This is a genomic window from Streptomyces sp. NPDC086787, from assembly GCF_044745865.1.
GTDB lineage: Bacteria > Actinomycetota > Actinomycetes > Streptomycetales > Streptomycetaceae > Streptomyces.
The window spans coordinates 265,083-280,152 of sequence record NZ_JBIVBC010000007.1 but is presented as its reverse complement, the minus strand read 5'-3'; the positions used below and the strand labels follow the sequence as shown (position 1 = coordinate 280,152).

Below are 15,070 nucleotides of genomic sequence, written 5' to 3'. Positions count from 1 at the left end.
AGTCGGCCACTGACGCACCCCGTGGCCCGGCCGGATGATCGAGGTACGCAGCGTGTCGATTCTGGTTCTGATTCTCGCCGTGAGCGCGGCCTGCTGTCTGGGCTTCGGGTTCGTGCTCCAGCAGAACGCCGCCCAGAAGGCACCGCTCAGCGACTTCCTGTCGTTCCGGCTGCTGCTCGACCTGATGCGGGTACCGCGCTGGCTGGGCGGCATAGGGCTGATGGTGGCCGGCATGGTCCTCGGTGCGATCGCCCTGGGGCACGGGGAGATCTCCCTGGTCGAGCCGCTGCTCGCGACGAACCTGCTGTTCGCCCTCGCCCTCTCGCGACACCAGACGAAACAGTCCCTCGGCCGTCAGGGCTGGGCGGGGCTCGCGCTGCTCGCGGGCGGTGTGACCACGTTCATCCTGGCCGGCCAGCCGCGCGGTGGGCACGCCATCAACGACCCGCTGCGCCACTGGCTGATCATCGGCGTGACGGTCGGCCTGGCCCTGCTGCTCACGACCTACGCCAAGCGTTCCCGGCTCAGCTGGGGTCCGGTGCTGCTGGCGCTGGCAGCCGGCCTGCTCTACGGCGTCCAGGACGCCCTGACCCGGGTGAGCGGCCAGCGCTTCGCCGCCGGCGGTCTCGTCGAGGTGCTCACCGGCTGGCAGCCGTACGGCGTGCTGGCGCTCGGCGTCACCGGGCTGGTCCTGGTGCAGAGCGCCTTCGAGACCGCGCCGCTGCGCATGTCGCTGCCCGCCCTGACCGCCGCCCAGCCGCTCGCCGGGATCCTGTGCGGAGTGGGCTTCCTCGGCGACCGGCTGCGCACCGACACCGGCGCGCTGGCGTGGGAGGCGGCGGGCCTCGCCGCAGTGGTCGCGGGCATCGTCCTGCTCGGCCTGCACCCCGCCATGCCCAGCGGCACGGCGGAGGAGCGCCCGGTCCGCGACCTCCAGCCGCGCTGACGCGGACGAACAGCTGACGCGGACAAACAGCCGGACAAACAGAAAGACCCCAGATGCTCTGGGGTCTTCGTTGGTGTCCGAGGGGGGACTTGAACCCCCACGCCCGATAAAGGGCACTAGCACCTCAAGCTAGCGCGTCTGCCATTCCGCCACCCGGACAAGGTGTCTGTCGTGCGGGTTTCCCCGCGGCGACGAAGGAAACTTTACCAGGCTTTCCTGGGTGGCCGATCACACCCCGTCCGGGGGGAGGATGGGGAGGAAGCAGCAGCACCTGACCGCCAGCAGTGGGAGGAAGCAGCGTGAGCGAGACGGACACGGCCAGGCATGTCGCCGGCGAGGACGAGGTGGTGGACCTCTGCCGCGAGCTGATCCAGATCGACACCAGCAACTACGGCGACCACTCGGGCCCGGGCGAGCGCAAGGCCGCCGAGTACGTCGCCGCGAAGCTCGCCGAGGTGGGCCTCGAACCGAAGATCTTCGAGTCGCACCCGGGGCGCGCCTCGACCGTGGCCCGGATCGAGGGCGCGGACCCCTCCCGGCCCGCGCTGCTGATCCACGGCCACCTCGACGTCGTGCCGGCCAACGCCGACGACTGGACCCACCATCCGTTCTCCGGCGAGGTCGCGGACGGCTGTGTGTGGGGACGCGGCGCCGTCGACATGAAGGACATGGACGCCATGACGCTGGCCGTCGTGCGCGACCGGCTGCGCAGCGGGCGCAAGCCGCCCCGGGACATCGTGCTCGCCTTCCTCGCGGACGAGGAGGCGGGCGGCACCTACGGCGCCCGCTGGCTGGTGAATGAGCACCCCGAGCTGTTCGAGGGCTGCACCGAGGCGATCAGCGAGGTCGGCGGGTTCTCGTTCACCGTGAGTGAGCAGCGGCGGCTCTATCTGATCCAGACGGCCGAGAAGGGCATGCACTGGATGAAGCTGAAGGTGTCCGGCACCGCCGGGCACGGCTCGATGATCCACCGCGACAACGCGATCACCGAGCTGTCGGAGGCCGTCGCCCGGGTCGGCCGGCACAAGTTCCCGGTCCGGGTCACCAAGACCACCCGCGCCTTCCTCGACGAACTCGGCGACGCGCTCGGCACCGAGCTGGACCCGGAGGACATGGAGTCCACCCTGGCCAGGCTCGGCGGCATCGCCAAGCTCATCGGCGCCACCCTGAGCAACACGGCGAACCCCACCCAGCTGAACGCCGGCTACAAGGTCAACGTCATCCCCGGCGAGGCCACCGCGCACGTGGACGGCCGGTTCCTGCCCGGGTACGAGGAGGAGTTCCTCGCAGACCTCGACCGCCTCCTCGGCCCGAACGTACGACGCGAGGCCGACCACGCCGACAAGGCCCTGGAGACCACCTTCGACGGCCCGCTCGTCGCGGCCATGCAGTCCGCGCTGCTCGCCGAGGACCCGGCCGCCAAGGCGATCCCCTACATGCTCTCCGGCGGTACCGACGCCAAGTCCTTCGACGAGCTCGGCATCCGCGGCTTCGGCTTCGCTCCGCTCAAGCTGCCCCCGGAGCTGGACTTCGCCGGCATGTTCCACGGTGTCGACGAACGGGTTCCGGTGGACGGACTCCAGTTCGGTGTCCGGGTGCTCGACCGGTTCATCGACGCTTCCTGAAGGACCCTCCCGAAAAGCACCCGGTATTCGACCGCGTGTGCGGAGATCATCAGGAAGAGTGAATGCGACGATAGGCTCGTAGCTCCATTGGTCCTTCCTCGTTACTGGTGATGCGATCAGCTGCTTGGGATCGCATTGCCAACTAGGAGGAACAATGCTCAAGAAGGTCGTCGCCGCTGCGGCTGCCACCGGTGGTCTGGTTCTCGCGGGCGCGGGCCTGGCCGTCGCCGACTCGGGTGCCCAGGGTGCCGCTGTGAACTCCCCGGGTGTCCTTTCCGGCAACGTCATCCAGGTGCCCGTGCACGTCCCGGTGAACGTCTGCGGCAACACGATCTCCGTGATCGGGCTGCTGAACCCCGCCTTCGGCAACACCTGCGTGAACCACTGACGCCGACTCCTCGAGAAGGCGTCCTTTCCGTCGGCCCCGGAGCGCACGCCATGCGCTGCGGGGCCGACGGCTCTCTCCGTGAATTCGAAAGTTCGAGAGTTCGATTTCACGCATTCACGCAGTACCGCAGGAAATCAAAGGCAGGGGGGAATCCACCAATGCGACAGAGCACCCGCAAGGGTCTGATGACCATGGCGGCCGCCACCGGAGTGATCGCGGCGGCGGGCGGCTACGCCCACGCCGACTCCGGCGCGAGCGGCTCCGCCGCGCACTCACCCGGCGTACTGTCCGGCAACACCGTGCAGGTGCCGGTCCATGTGCCGGTGAACGTGTGCGGCAACACGGTGAACGTGATCGGGTTGCTGAACCCCGCCGTGGGCAACAAGTGCGCCAATCCCGGGGGCGGCGGGGCCAGCGGCCACGGCGGCGCCCAGGCCGCGGGGCACACCGGTCACTCACCCGGCGTCGGGTCGGGCAACACCGTCCAGGTTCCGGTCGACGTACCGGTCAACGTGTGCGGCAACAGCGTCAACGTCGTGGGGGTCGCCAACGCGGCTCTGGGCAACGGCTGCGCCAACGGCGGCTCCGGGGGCGGCCACCACCAGCCGCCGGGACACCCTGGGCACCCGGGACACCCGGGACACCCTGGGCATCCAGGACACCCGGGCAACCCGGGTACTCCTGGCAATCCCGGAAACCCGGGGAACCCCGGCAATCCTGGTAACCCCGGCACTCCCGGTACGCCCACCACGCCCGGTACGCCCACCACACCGCACAACCCGAGCACCCCGCCCGCGACGGGCGGACACGGAGCCGGCTCCGTAGCCGCTGCCGCCCAGATGCCCCCCACCGGGCAGCTGGCTCACACCGGCAGCGAACTGCCGATCGGCATCGCACTGCCCGCGGGCGCGGGAGCGCTGCTCGCCGGCGCGCTGCTGTACCGCAAGGCACGCGCCTCGGCATAAGTCGACACAGCCATGACCGGCCCCGGCCGGAGAACGGCGCGAAACGGGAGCGGGCCCCACTCTTGCGGGGCCCGCTCCCGTCATGCTTCCCGCGCTACCAGGTGGCGCGCACCTGGCGGATGATCCGCCGGCGCAACCGCACCCGGCGGCTGCCGTCGCGCATCAGGCTCAGTCGGTCCAACTCCCAGTGTCCGTACTCGGCATGGTCGGTGAGCAGACGTGTCGCATCCTTGCGGGACACTCCGCGCGGTACGTACACGTCGACAAATTCGTATTCCGGCATCGCATCTATTGTGCGGGCTGGGCCCCGGTACGGATAGCGTCTGCACTATGTCTGATGCTGCGCAGCCCACCGCTGCCGAGGTACGCGCCGCCGCCGAGGCGGTCAAGACCGCGCTCGACCGTCACCTGGCGGCGGTCGAAGGCCGGTCCGGGGAGGACGACCCGGCCGTCTACGAGGCCTTCAACGAGCTGGCCGCGGCCGCCGAGGCGTACGACGAACTGCTCTACGACCGTCATGACGAGGTCACCCCGTTCGAGATCCCCGGTTCGGAAGACGCGCTGCCCCCGTACGCCGGTCCCGAGGAGCCGCACGCGGTGAGTGTGCTGATCCGCCGCGACTACTCGGTGGCGGAACCGCAGCGTCTGCTCGCCCAGGCCCGGCGGGTCGAGGCGGCGGAGTTCGGGGAGGGCGCGGACACGGACGCCTCGGACACGGTGCCCGGGGCGCTCGGGGTCCTGTTCGGCGAGTTCGAACCGGACGAGATCGCATCCCGGCACAAGGAGTTCGGGCTGGAGGAGGGCGACTCCACGCTGTGGGTGATCGCCGCGGACGAGCCGGCCGAGCCCGGCGAGTGGCTGGAGACTCCGTTCGACCAGGTCGAACCGCAACGGGTGGTCTGCCGGTTCGACGTCAGCGCGGTCTTCGACGACGAGGCCGACGACATCGACGACCTCGATGAGATCGACGACATCGAGGCGATCGAGGTGATCGGCGGCCTCCCGGACCAGGCCGACGACGAGTTGGACAGCGAACTCGACCTGGACGGCGACGAGGACCTGGAACCGCTGGAAGCGGATCGCTGACCTCGGCCGCCGGTCCACGCCGACGCCACATCGGTCCCGGTGCGGGTCCCGGTGCCGGGCGGGGACGAGCCCCGTCCGGCACCGGCCGTCAGCCGGACACCGGTACCTGCGCCCCCAGCAAGGTCGGCAGCCGGGTCGTGCGCGGCTTGGCCGCGATCTCCGCCACCGCCCGTGGCAGCGCCTGCTCGACGCCGTGCACCACGGACAGATGGCGGGTGGCACGACTGAAGGCCGTGTACACCCAGGGCCGGCTGAGCGCCTGCACGGCGTCTCCGGGCAGTACCACCACCGCCGCCGGCCACCAGCCGCCCGCGGCCTGGTGCGCGGTCAGTGCCCACCCGTGCCGCACGGACTGCTCGACCCGCTCCCTGGGTACGACGACGGGGGCGCCCGCGCACGACAGGTGCAGCCCTTCGGCGTCGGCGCCCACCACCCGGCCCGGAACCACCCGTCCCGGTGCCGGGGTGCAGACCACCAGGTCACCCGGGTCGAAGCCGCCGAAGCGTCCGGGACCCGGGTTGAGCCGCTCCTTGAGCGCCGCGTTGAGCGCCCGGGTGCCCGCGGCCCCGCCGTGCCCCGGGGTGATCACCACCGTCTGGTCGGCCGGGACGCCGAGGGCCCGTGGAACGGAGTCCGCGACCAGTTGCACGGTCCGGTGCACGGCCTCGCCCGCGTCCCGCACCGGAACCACGACGACCTCCTTGCCCGGCGCCTCGACCTGGGTCAGATCACCGACGCCGATGCCGGAGACCAGCTCGCCGAGCGGCCCGGGATCGGGCACCCGCGAGGCGATCCGGGGACACACCCGCGACGCCAGCAGGTCCGCGAACACCCGGCCCGGTCCCGCCGACCAGAGCACCGCCGGATCGCCGGCCAGCACCAGCCGGGCGCCGTCCGGCAGCGATTCGACGATCAGTGCGGCCGTCTCGACGTCCAGCCGCGGCGCGTCGAGCACGATCAGCAGGTCGAGGCAGAGCGCGCCGTCCGGGTCCCGCCCGGGGCCCTCGGCACCGGACAGCAGCCCCGCGACGGTGGCGGCTCCGCGGCCGGGATGCCCGCTCGGGCCGTCCGGGCTGTCGAAGCGGTCCAGCAGGGCGGCGAAATCGGCCCGACCGCTGTCGGTGTGCGCCACCGCCCAGGCGCGCTGCCCCGCGCCCGGCGCCCCGTGCAGCAGGCGCGCCGGGTCCACGAGGGACGCGTGCCCGCCGGTGTGCAGCACCAGGCTGTGCGTCGCCACCGCCCGGATCAGCTCGGCGGCGGAGCCCCCGGCACCGGCGGCCGCCGCCTCCCAGGCCTCGGCCGGACCGCCCTCCTTCGGCACGGAGTTGATCAGGCGGGCCAGGCCGTCGGCGAGGCTCTCCTCGGCGAGCGCGTACCGCTCCAGGCCGACCAGCACCCGGACGGGCCGCTCCTCGCCGCCTTCGCTGTCAACGCCGCTTTCACCGGCCCCGTCGGGCGCCTCGGCCCGGACGCTTCCCGCTTCCTCGGCCAGGGCGTCCTGGAAGACCAGGGCCTCGCCCTCCGTGAGGGCGCTGTGCACGGCCTGGTCCGGATCCGGCACCCCGCGCTGGGCCAGCGCGGCGGTCAGGGTGGGGAGTTCGAGGGCGGTGTGCCCGGCGAGGGCCGCCTGCTCCAGGAGCCAGCCGGTCACCGCCCGCAGGCGCCGCTCGTCGTCCGGGCCGCACTCCGCGCCGAGCAGCGCCCGCGCGAACCCGTCGGCCTGCTCCAGCCGCACACCGGTGACCCGCAGCAACTGCCAGGGGTCGGCCCGCAGCCGCTCGTCCGCCCCCTCGCCGAGGGCCGCGGCCGCCTGGGCCGCGAGAGTCTCGGGTGCGCCGCCCGCGGCCAGCACCGCGCGCACGGCGTCGATCACGCCCGCGGCGGGCGCCGCGGGCGCTGCGGCCGGGACGACGGGCTGCGGCCGTGGCGTGGGATCCGGCGGCGCCGGGCGGCGGGGCGCGGGGGCCGGGTCGTCGAAGGCGGTGGCCGTCGGCTTCTCGCCGCTCTCCACCGCGCGCACGGCCGCGAGCAACTCGGCCGCCTTGCCGCTGAGGCCCGCGCCGCTGTCGATCGGTGACGGCCGCTCGGACCTGCGCCGCTCGATCCGCTCCCGCTCTACCTTCTGGGCCGCCAGCTCGGCCGCCGCCTCGGACAGTCCGGCCGCCGCCTCCGTGGTGCCGTCACCCTCCGTCGTGCCGTCGCCCTCCGGGGCGTTGTCGCCGTCAGGGGTGTCCGTGACGTCCGGCAGCCCCGGCTCGGCTTCCTCCGTGGTCTCCGGCTCCGTGCTCACAGCGTGCTCCAGTCGTGATCGGGATAGCGGTGCAGGGGCGCCGACACATCGTCCAACGCCCGGCAGATCTCGTCAGGAAGACTAAGGGCCTCCACTGACAATGCCGCCGTGAGCTGCTGCGCGTTGCGCGGGCCGATGACCGGCGCGGTCACGCCGGGCCGGTCGCGGACCCAGGCGAGGGCCACCTGGAGCGGGGTCACCGCCAGCCCGTCGGCGGCCGTCGTCACCGCGTCCACGATGCGCGACGCCGTGTCGTCCAGATACGGCGCCACGAAGGGCGCCAGAAACTCCGAGGCCCCACGGGAGTCCGGGGGAGTGGTCTGACGGTACTTGCCGGTCAGCACGCCCCGGCCGAGCGGCGAGGAGGGCAGCAGGCCGACGCCCAGGTCGAGGGCGGCGGGCAGCACCTCTCTTTCGACACCGCGCTGAAGCAGGGAGTACTCCATCTGTGTGCTCGCCAGCCGGGTGCGGATGCCCGGCGCCGCGAGCTGCCAGGTCGCCGCCTTGGCGAGCTGCCAGCCGCAGTAGTTGGACACCCCCGCGTAGCGGGCCCGGCCGCTGCTCACCGCGAGGTCGAGGGCCTGGAGGGTCTCCTCCAACGGGGTGTAGGGGTCGTAGGCGTGCACGTGCCAGACGTCGACGTGGTCCGTGCCCAGGCGGGCGAGGGAGGCGTCCAGTGCGGCGAGCAGATGGCCGCGCGAGCCGTCGAAGCGGCGCTCCGGGTCGGGCACGCTGCCCGCCTTCGTCGAGATGACCAGGTCCCGGCGCGGCACGAGGCCTTCCATGAGCTGCCCGAGCAGATACTCGGCCTCCCCGTCGCCGTACACGTCCGCGGTGTCGACGAGGGTCCCGCCGGCCTCCCAGAACGCCTTCAGCATGTCCGCGGCGTCGTGTTCGTCGGTGTCCCGGCCCCAGGTGAGGGTGCCGAGCCCGATCCGGGACACGCGCAGGCCGGTGCGGCCGAGATGCCTCTGCTCCATCCGCCGAGATTACTGGCCAGAACTGCTGCGGTGTGTTGCCTGTGGACAACCGGTCTCCCCGCGGCGGTCGCCCCCGCGCTAAGGTCTCCGCAACAGGGACGTTACTCACGGGTAAGGGGATCGGTCATGCAGCTCGGGATCAACCTCGGCTACTGGGGCGCCGGAATGGACGCGGACAATCTGGCCGTGGCCCAGGAGGCCGAGCGGCTGGGCTACGACGTGTGCTGGGCCGCCGAGGCGTACGGCTCGGACGGGGCCACCGTGCTGAGCTGGGTCGCCGCCCAGACGGAGCGCATCGACATCGGCTCGGCCATCTTCCAGATCCCGGCCCGCCAGCCCGCGATGACCGCGATGACCGCCGCCACGCTCGACACGCTGTCGGGCGGCCGCTTCCGGCTCGGCCTCGGCGTCTCCGGGCCGCAGGTCTCCGAGGGCTGGTACGGCGTCAAGTTCGACAAGCCGCTCGCGCGGACCCGCGAGTACGTCGAGATCGTCCGCAAGGCCATGACCCGCGAGCGCCTGTCGTACGAGGGCGAGCACTGGACGCTGCCGCTGCCCGGCGGCCCCGGCAAGCCGATCAAGCTGACCGTCCACCCGCAGCGTGAGCACATCCCGGTCTACATCGCCGCCATCGGGCCCAAGAACCTGGAGCAGACCGGCGAGATCGCCGACGGCGTCCTGCTCATCTTCCCCTCCGCGGAGCACCTCGAGGAAACCACCGTGAAGTACCTGCGCGCGGGACGGGAGAAGGCCGGCAAGACCCTCGACGGCTTCGACATCTGCCCGACCCTGCCGCTGGCCGTCGGCGAGGACAAGGACGTTCCCCGGCTCGCCGACACCTTCCGGCCCTACACCGCGCTCTACGTCGGCGGCATGGGCAGCCGCAAGCAGAACTTCTACAACCACCTCGCACAGCGCATGGGCTTCGAGAAGGAGGCCGCCGAGATCCAGGACAAGTACCTGTCCGGTGACAAGCAGGGCGCCTCGGCCGCCGTCCCCCAGGAGCTGATCGACCAGACCACCCTGCTCGGGTCCGTCGACCGCATCGCCGACCGCATGCAGGCCTACGCCGCGGTGGGGGTCACCAACCTCACCCTCGCCCCCGCGGGCTTCACGCTCGACGAGCGTCTCGCCTCCCTGCGCGCGGGCGCGGAGGCCGCCGAGCGGGCCGGGCTGGTGTGACCGGGGAGCGATGACCCCGAAGGAGTTCTCTGCGGCCGTGGTGGGGGCTCGGGGGTCTTCCCCGCCACGGCCGTCACAGGGAACAACGCGTCCGCGCCCGGGCGGTTACGCCCTCGGCGCGACGTCGGCACTCCTTCTTTCGGCCCAGTGGTCCGACGCACCTGTTGCACCGCGCGCGGTGCCGCATTTGACTCGGAACGCGTCCGGCGGAGAGGGGCCCACCATGCTTTCGGCCAAGAGTCTGTTCCAGGAGATCGTCGACAACGACGAGTCCTTCCGGCTCTTCTGCTCCATCGCGGCCAGCGGGGAGGCCCAGGGCGGCTGGGAGAACGGCCGGATCGCCGCGCTGGTGCCGGAGAGCGAGCGCGGACTCGCCGCCAAGATCGCCCGGCACGGGGCGGACGAGGACAAACACGGGCGCATCTTCAACGCCCTGCTCAACAAGCGTGGACTGCGCCCCCTCCCGGTCCCGCCCGACACCGACTACACCAAGCTCCTCGAACGCCACGGCATCGGGCTCACCCACGACAAGCTCACCGCAGACAGGCAGCTGACCGTCCCGGACATCGTCACCTACCTCGCCCACAGCCGGGTCACCGAGCAGCGGGCGTCCGAGCAGATGCGGCTGCTGCGCAAGCACTTCGGGGACGACCCCGGCATCGGCCGCGCGGTACGCATGATCGCCCAGGACGAGGACAACCACCTCGCCTACTGCCACGAGGAACTCCTGCGCCTCGCCCGCGCCGGCCACGGCCCCGCCATCCAGCGGACCCTGCGCGAGTGCGCGCTGGCCGAGATCCGCATCCACCGCGACGTCAGCCTCGCCGTCATGTCCCACATGCGCCGCATCCTCGGCTGGCCGCGCACCAGATCCACGCTCCTCGCCGCCGGCATCCACGCCGCCTACGCCTGGGAGCGCGTCGCCGGCTGGCGCCGGATGGTCTCCCTCCGCATGCCCGCGCACCGCGACGCCCTCGGCGGCCCGGCGACCACGGCTCCCGAGTTCGTCTGACCCGGGGTCCGTCCTCCTCGCCTCACAACCACCCGCGCCGCTTGAACAGCCGGTACAGCAAGAATTCCAGCGTGCACATCACCGCGAGCACGGTGGGGTAGCCCCACCGCCAGCGGAGCTCGGGCATGTTGTCGAAGTTCATGCCGTAGATCCCGGCGATCAGGGTGGGTACCGCGGCCATGGCGGCCCACGCCGAGATCTTGCGCATGTCGTCGTTCTGGCGGACGCTCATCTGCGCCAGATGCGCCGACAGGATGTCGGACACCAGCCGGTCCAGGCCCTCCACGGACTCGTTCACCCGGGTGAGATGGTCGTTGACGTCCCGGAAGAAGGGGCGGGCCTTCTCCGCCACGAACGGCACCGAGCCGCCCGTGGGCCCCAGCCCCGCCAGCTTGCTCATCGGCACCCCCAGCGGCACGGTGGCCCGCCGGAACTCCAGGATCTGGCGCTTGAAGGCGTAGATGCGCGAGGCCGTGTACCGAGAGGCGCCGAACGACGGCGAGAACACCTCCGTCTCCAGCTCCTCCAGATCGGTCCCCAGCTCGGTGGCCACCTCCAGATAGTGATCGACCACCGAGTCCGTGATCGCGTACAGCACCCCTGTCGGACCGTGCCGCAGCATCCCGGGCTGCTCCTCCAGGGCGCGCCGCACACTCCTGAGCGGCGAGCTCTCCCCGTGACGTACGGTCACCACGAAGGAGTCGCCGAGGAACACCATCACCTCGCCGGGGACCACCCGGTCGTTCTCCGTGTCGTACGTCACCGGCTTCAGCACCAGGAACAGCGAGTCGTCGTACACCTCCAGCTTGGGCCGCTGGTGCGCCTTCAGCGCGTCCTCCACGGCCAGTGGATGCAGCCCGAACTCCTCGGTGACCAGATGGAACTCCTCCTCGGTCGGCTCGTAAAGCCCGATCCAGAGGAAGCTGTCGCCCCGGGCACGCGCCTCGGCCAGGGCGTCGGACATGTCCTTCGGCCCCTCCCAGCGGTGCCCGTCGCGATAGATGGCGCAGTCGACGATCACGCGGCGTATTCTCCCCTCGCATGCCGTTCGGCGCACCCTTGTCTGCGCCTACCCTGGGCCGCATGCCCACGCTCATCCTCGTAAGGCACGGACGTTCCACCGCCAACACCGCCGGAGTGCTCGCCGGCTGGACGCCGGGAGTCGCCCTCGACGAGCGCGGCACCGCGCAGGCCGCGGCGCTGCCCGGACGGCTCGCCGAGCTGCCGATCTCGGAGGTGGTCACCAGCCCGCTGCAACGCTGCCAGGAGACACTCCGGCCCCTGCTCGACGCCCGCCCCGGGCTGCGCGCCCACACCGACGAACGCATCGGCGAATGCCACTACGGCGACTGGTCCGGCCGTAAACTCGCCGAACTCATGGACGAGCCGCTGATGAAGGTCGTCCAGTCGCATCCGTCGGCGGCCGCGTTCCCCGGCGGGGAGTCCATGCGCGCCATGCAGACCCGCGCGGCCGAGGCCGTACGCGAGTGGAACGCCCGTATCGAGCGCGACCACGGCGCGGACGCCGTCTATCTCATGTGCTCGCACGGTGACATCATCAAGTCCCTCGTCGCGGACGCTCTCGGTCTTCATCTCGACCTCTTCCAACGGATCTCCGTCGAACCGTGTTCCATCACCGCGATCCGTTACACCCGCCTCAGGCCGTTTCTCGTCCGGCTCGGCGACACCGGCGACTTCGCCTCACTCGCCCCGCGCGCGGCACCGCCGGGAGAAGACGCACCGGTCGGGGGTGGTGCGGGCGCACCGTGATCGTCGGCCGCAGTAGGGTGAAGCGACCTTTCGATTCCGCTCGATTCAATGGAGACAGGACGTGTCCCGTCAGGTGTTCCTCTACGATCCGCCGGACCGCTTCGTGGCCGGCACGGTCGGACTGCCCGGACGCCGTACGTTCTTCCTCCAGGCCACCGCCGGCCCCAGGGTGACCAGCGTGGCTCTGGAGAAGACCCAGGTTGCCGCGCTCGCCGAGCGCATGGACGAGCTGCTCGACGAGGTCGTACGCCGCACCGGTGGCAACGCGGCCGTGCCCGCGATGGCGCCCACGGAAGTCGCCGACACGGCGCCGCTCGACACCCCCATCGACGAGGAGTTCCGCGTCGGCACCATGGCCCTGGCCTGGGACGGCGACGAAGAGCGCATGATCGTCGAGGCGCAGGCCCTCGTCGAGCTGGACGCCGACACCGACGAGGACCTCGCCGAAGCAGAGGAAAGGCTTCTTCAGGACGAGGAGAACGGCCCCCCGATGCTGCGGGTCCGCCTCACCGGCATGCAGGCCAGGGCCTTCGCCAAGCGTGCCCTGGACGTCGTCAACGCCGGCCGTCCGCCGTGCCCGCTGTGCAGCCTCCCCCTGGACCCGGAAGGACACGTATGTCCGCGCCAGAACGGATACCGCCGCGGAGCGTGACCGCCACCGAGCTGCTCGCCCGCGGTGAGCTGAAGGTGCGCGGCCGCATCCGCGAGGCGTCCAACGCGGCCCTGTTCTGCACGGTCGCGTACGACGGGCAGGAGGCGTCCTGCGTGTACAAGCCGGTCGCCGGGGAGCGCCCGCTGTGGGACTTCCCCGACGGCACCCTGGCCGAGCGCGAGGTCGCCGCCTACGCGGTCGCCGAGGCCACCGGCTGGGACCTGGTGCCGCCCACCGTGCTGCGTGACGGGCCGTACGGCGAGGGCATGTGCCAGCTGTGGATCGACGCGACGCCCGAGAGCGAACTCCTCGCCCTGGTGGACGGCGAGGAAGCCGGGCCGGGCTGGAAGGCCATCGGCTTCGCCGAGGTCGGTGAGGGCCGCACCGCGCTCCTGGTCCACGCCGACGACGACCGGCTGCGGCGGCTGGCCGTCCTCGACGCCGTGATCAACAACGCCGACCGCAAGGGCGGCCACCTGCTGCCCACCGCCGACGGCCGGCTCTACGGCATCGACCACGGCGTCACCTTCAACGCCGAGAACAAACTGCGGACCCTCCTGTGGGGCTGGGCGGGGGAGCCGCTCACCGCCGAGGCCGTCGGCGTCCTCAAGGACCTCGGCGGCAGCCTTGCCGACGGCGGCCCGCTCGGCACCCGGCTCGCCGACCTGATCACCGCCGCCGAACTGGACGCCACCCGCGCGCGGGTCGACGAGCTGCTCGCCTCCGGCAGACACCCGGAGCCGAGCGGCGAATGGCCCGCGATCCCCTGGCCACCGGTCTGACCCGGCCCAGCTCACCGGAACGGCACACGGGGCGGCACGCCGGGAGGCACACCGGCCGGCGGACCACGAGATCGCCTTTCGGGCCATCCGGTCCGGTCCGGTTCGTGTACCGAACTTGAGGCCGGTTAGGCTCATGTACATGCATGCCTGGCCCGCTTCCGAGGTCCCCGCCCTGCCTGGTCAGGGCCGCGACCTGAGGATCCACGACACCGCGACCGGCGGCCCCGTCACCCTCGACCCCGGTCCCGTCGCCCGTATCTACGTCTGCGGCATCACCCCGTATGACGCGACCCACATGGGGCACGCGGCGACCTACAACGCGTTCGACCTCGTGCAGCGCGTGTGGCTCGACACCAAGCGGCAGGTCCACTACGTCCAGAACGTCACCGACGTCGACGACCCGCTGCTGGAACGAGCGCAGCGGGACGGCGTCGACTGGGTCGGCCTCGCCGAGAAGGAGACGGCCCTCTTCCGCGAGGACATGACCGCCCTGCGGATGCTCCCGCCCCGGCACTACATCGGCGCCGTCGAGGCGATACCCGGCATCGTTCCGCTCGTCGAACGGCTGCGCGATCTCGGCGCCGCCTACGACCTCGAGGGCGACGTCTACTTCTCCGTCGAGTCCGACCCGCACTTCGGCAAGGTCTCGAACCTCGACGCCGCCGCGATGCGGCTGCTGTCCGCCGAACGCGGCGGTGACCCGGACCGTCCGGGCAAGAAGAACCCGCTCGACCCGATGCTGTGGATGGCCGCCCGTGACGGCGAGCCCAGCTGGGACGGCGGCTCACTCGGCCCCGGCCGCCCCGGCTGGCACATCGAGTGCGTGGCCATCGCCCTTGACCTGCTCGGCATGGGCTTCGACATCCAGGGCGGCGGCTCCGACCTGGTCTTCCCGCACCACGAGATGGGCGCCTCGCACGCCCAGGTGCTCACCGGCGACTTCCCCATGGCCAAGGCGTACGTGCACGCCGGCATGGTCGCCCTGGACGGCGAGAAGATGTCCAAGTCCCGGGGCAACCTGGTCTTCGTCTCCGCGCTGCGCCGCGCAGGCGTCGACCCGGCGGCCGTCCGGCTCGCCCTGCACGCCCACCACTACCGGGCCGACTGGGAGTGGACCGACCAGGACCTCACCGACGCCGAGGCCCGGCTCGGCCGCTGGCGGGCTGCCGTCTCCCGGCCCGACGGCCCGCCCGCCGAGGCCATGGTCGAGGAGGTCCGCGAGGCCCTCGCGAACGACCTGGACGCGCCCACCGCCCTGGCCGCCGTGGACCGGTGGGTGGCACTCCAGCAGGAGCGGGGCGGCACGGACACCGGTGCCCCCGGCGTCGTCTCGCGCGCCGTGGACGCCCTGCTGGGCGTGGCCCTCTAGACAGGGAAGGGGGCGGTTCCTCC

Annotated in this window: 15 protein-coding genes and 1 tRNA gene; 11 read left to right on the top strand and 5 right to left on the bottom strand. The window is 71.8% G+C overall.

Features of this window, described 5'->3' with window-relative positions; all coding sequences use genetic code 11:
- Positions 1-52: 52 nt before the first annotated feature.
- Positions 53-946, top strand: coding sequence for a DMT family transporter (locus ACIPK3_RS19590; protein WP_402571219.1), 894 nt, complete (start codon positions 53-55; stop codon positions 944-946).
- Between the two features lie 71 nt (positions 947-1,017).
- On the opposite strand, the gene ACIPK3_RS19585 is transcribed toward ACIPK3_RS19590, so the two are convergent.
- A tRNA-Leu gene (locus ACIPK3_RS19585) sits at positions 1,018-1,105 on the bottom strand.
- Between the two features lie 140 nt (positions 1,106-1,245).
- On the opposite strand from ACIPK3_RS19585, the gene ACIPK3_RS19580 reads away from it, so the two are divergent.
- The 3 genes from ACIPK3_RS19580 to ACIPK3_RS19570 all read left to right on the top strand — a co-directional run bounded on the left by ACIPK3_RS19580 (position 1,246) and on the right by ACIPK3_RS19570 (position 3,924).
- Positions 1,246-2,571, top strand: coding sequence for a M20/M25/M40 family metallo-hydrolase (locus tag ACIPK3_RS19580; protein ID WP_402571218.1), 1,326 nt, complete (start codon positions 1,246-1,248; stop codon positions 2,569-2,571).
- 154 nt (positions 2,572-2,725) lie between these two features.
- Positions 2,726-2,959, top strand: coding sequence for a chaplin ChpH (gene chpH / locus ACIPK3_RS19575; protein ID WP_402571216.1), 234 nt, complete (start codon positions 2,726-2,728; stop codon positions 2,957-2,959).
- Between the two features lie 158 nt (positions 2,960-3,117).
- Entirely contained in the window at positions 3,118-3,924 is an 807-nt protein-coding gene (locus tag ACIPK3_RS19570; protein ID WP_402571214.1) for a chaplin, read from the top strand.
- A 94-nt stretch (positions 3,925-4,018) separates the two neighbouring features.
- Here the strand turns inward: ACIPK3_RS19570 and ACIPK3_RS19565 are convergent, their stop codons facing one another.
- The gene (locus tag ACIPK3_RS19565; protein WP_007380901.1) at positions 4,019-4,207 is read right to left on the bottom strand and encodes a DUF5703 family protein; all 189 of its coding nucleotides are present in this window, start codon (positions 4,205-4,207) and stop codon (positions 4,019-4,021) included.
- Between the two features lie 47 nt (positions 4,208-4,254).
- On the opposite strand from ACIPK3_RS19565, the gene ACIPK3_RS19560 reads away from it, so the two are divergent.
- A complete protein-coding gene (locus ACIPK3_RS19560; protein WP_402571212.1) occupies positions 4,255-5,010 on the top strand; it encodes a hypothetical protein in 756 nt (251 codons plus the stop codon).
- A gap of 88 nt (positions 5,011-5,098) precedes the next feature.
- Here the strand turns inward: ACIPK3_RS19560 and ACIPK3_RS19555 are convergent, their stop codons facing one another.
- A complete protein-coding gene (locus ACIPK3_RS19555) occupies positions 5,099-7,300 on the bottom strand; it encodes a helix-hairpin-helix domain-containing protein (protein WP_402571210.1) in 2,202 nt (733 codons plus the stop codon).
- Entirely contained in the window at positions 7,297-8,280 is a 984-nt protein-coding gene (locus tag ACIPK3_RS19550; RefSeq protein WP_402571208.1) for an aldo/keto reductase, read from the bottom strand. Before ACIPK3_RS19550 ends, ACIPK3_RS19555 begins: the two co-directional genes overlap by 4 nt.
- A gap of 126 nt (positions 8,281-8,406) precedes the next feature.
- On the opposite strand from ACIPK3_RS19550, the gene ACIPK3_RS19545 reads away from it, so the two are divergent.
- Positions 8,407-9,462, top strand: a complete 1,056-nt coding sequence (locus ACIPK3_RS19545; RefSeq protein ID WP_402571206.1) for an LLM class F420-dependent oxidoreductase — start codon at positions 8,407-8,409, stop codon at positions 9,460-9,462.
- Between the two features lie 223 nt (positions 9,463-9,685).
- Positions 9,686-10,474 carry a ferritin-like domain-containing protein gene (locus tag ACIPK3_RS19540; RefSeq protein ID WP_402571205.1) on the top strand — a complete coding sequence of 263 codons (789 nt, stop codon included), beginning with the start codon at positions 9,686-9,688 and terminating at the stop codon, positions 10,472-10,474.
- Positions 10,475-10,496: 22 nt separating this feature from the next.
- On the opposite strand, the gene corA is transcribed toward ACIPK3_RS19540, so the two are convergent.
- Entirely contained in the window at positions 10,497-11,495 is a 999-nt protein-coding gene (gene corA / locus ACIPK3_RS19535; protein ID WP_402571203.1) for a magnesium/cobalt transporter CorA, read from the bottom strand.
- Between the two features lie 62 nt (positions 11,496-11,557).
- On the opposite strand from corA, the gene ACIPK3_RS19530 reads away from it, so the two are divergent.
- From ACIPK3_RS19530 to mshC, 4 genes are all read left to right on the top strand, one after another.
- A complete protein-coding gene (locus ACIPK3_RS19530; protein ID WP_402571201.1) occupies positions 11,558-12,244 on the top strand; it encodes a histidine phosphatase family protein in 687 nt (228 codons plus the stop codon).
- A gap of 61 nt (positions 12,245-12,305) precedes the next feature.
- Positions 12,306-12,896, top strand: a complete 591-nt coding sequence (locus ACIPK3_RS19525; protein WP_402571199.1) for a DUF3090 domain-containing protein — start codon at positions 12,306-12,308, stop codon at positions 12,894-12,896.
- On the top strand, positions 12,860-13,678 hold the full coding sequence (locus tag ACIPK3_RS19520) for an SCO1664 family protein (RefSeq protein ID WP_402571197.1): 819 nt from the start codon (positions 12,860-12,862) through the stop codon (positions 13,676-13,678). The genes ACIPK3_RS19525 and ACIPK3_RS19520 overlap by 37 nt, the downstream gene beginning before the upstream one ends.
- 139 nt (positions 13,679-13,817) lie before the next feature.
- Positions 13,818-15,047: a cysteine--1-D-myo-inosityl 2-amino-2-deoxy-alpha-D-glucopyranoside ligase gene (mshC, locus tag ACIPK3_RS19515; RefSeq protein WP_402571195.1), complete on the top strand. Its 1,230-nt coding sequence runs from the start codon at positions 13,818-13,820 to the stop codon at positions 15,045-15,047.
- Positions 15,048-15,070 lie beyond the last annotated feature (23 nt).

What these genes read in the sequence shown, in the direction of transcription:
- chpH (WP_402571216.1), top strand. Translation starts at nt 2,726, where the DNA reads ATGCTCAAGAAGGTCGTCGCCGCTGCGGCTGCCACCGGTGGTCTGGTT.
- ACIPK3_RS19570 (WP_402571214.1), top strand. Translation starts at nt 3,118, where the DNA reads ATGCGACAGAGCACCCGCAAGGGTCTGATGACCATGGCGGCCGCCACC.
- ACIPK3_RS19565 (WP_007380901.1), bottom strand. Translation starts at nt 4,207, where the DNA reads ATGCCGGAATACGAATTTGTCGACGTGTACGTACCGCGCGGAGTGTCC.
- ACIPK3_RS19560 (WP_402571212.1), top strand. Translation starts at nt 4,255, where the DNA reads ATGTCTGATGCTGCGCAGCCCACCGCTGCCGAGGTACGCGCCGCCGCC.
- ACIPK3_RS19550 (WP_402571208.1), bottom strand. Translation starts at nt 8,280, where the DNA reads ATGGAGCAGAGGCATCTCGGCCGCACCGGCCTGCGCGTGTCCCGGATC.
- ACIPK3_RS19545 (WP_402571206.1), top strand. Translation starts at nt 8,407, where the DNA reads ATGCAGCTCGGGATCAACCTCGGCTACTGGGGCGCCGGAATGGACGCG.
- ACIPK3_RS19540 (WP_402571205.1), top strand. Translation starts at nt 9,686, where the DNA reads ATGCTTTCGGCCAAGAGTCTGTTCCAGGAGATCGTCGACAACGACGAG.
- ACIPK3_RS19530 (WP_402571201.1), top strand. Translation starts at nt 11,558, where the DNA reads ATGCCCACGCTCATCCTCGTAAGGCACGGACGTTCCACCGCCAACACC.
- ACIPK3_RS19520 (WP_402571197.1), top strand. Translation starts at nt 12,860, where the DNA reads ATGTCCGCGCCAGAACGGATACCGCCGCGGAGCGTGACCGCCACCGAG.
- mshC (WP_402571195.1), top strand. Translation starts at nt 13,818, where the DNA reads ATGCATGCCTGGCCCGCTTCCGAGGTCCCCGCCCTGCCTGGTCAGGGC.